The 660-nt window shown below is 30.2% G+C and carries 1 protein-coding gene; it reads right to left on the bottom strand.

Annotation, left to right across the window (positions count from 1 at the left end):
- The coding region (locus COV06_02505) for a mercuric reductase (GenBank protein PIR47663.1) at window positions 1-641 on the bottom strand (641 nt) is incomplete at its 3' end.
- Window positions 642-660 lie beyond the last annotated feature (19 nt).

Here is a 660-nt window from a genome sequence, read left to right as displayed (position 1 = left end):
ATATCCCCACACACATACACGTTTTTATTTGTTGTTTGAAGATAATCATTGACTTTCAGTTTTCTTCCATCTGAATCAATTTCAATCCCAGCTTTTTCCAAATTAAGACCTTGTATATTAAGTTCTCTACCTATACTGATTAAGACTTTGTCAAAAAAAACAGTCTCATTTTTTCCTTTGCGCTCAATTATCAATGTATGAGGGCTATTAAACTCCAGAGTTTTTGTTTCAAAAAGAAGATTTACTCCCTCAGCCTTTAGTTGTTTACACAGAATGTTAGATATCTCAATATCTTCTTTCGGTAAAAATTGATTGCTATTTTGAATAATCGTAACCTTGCTTCCGAGTCTCGAAAAAGCCTGACCAATTTCAATCCCTATTGGACCACCGCCAATAATAAGAAAATTTTTAGGCAATATATTTAATTCAAATATATTTTCATTTGTTAGATAATCTACTTTTTCTATTTCTGGAATTTTTAATTTTCTAGGGGATGAACCTGTTGCTAAGATTATCTTTTTAGCAGAATATTCTTTGTTGTTTACAACAATCCTATCTTTACCTGAAAATTTTGCTTCTCCCAAAACAACATCAATTCCTTTTTTTTGAAAATATAGTGTATTTTCATGCTTCCTTATCACATTTTGTTTGTCTTTAATG

The organism is Candidatus Uhrbacteria bacterium CG10_big_fil_rev_8_21_14_0_10_50_16 (assembly GCA_002774875.1).
Taxonomy (GTDB): domain Bacteria; phylum Patescibacteriota; class Patescibacteriia; order UBA9934; family UBA11717; genus UBA11717.
This window is presented reverse-complemented; position numbering and strand designations above follow the sequence as displayed.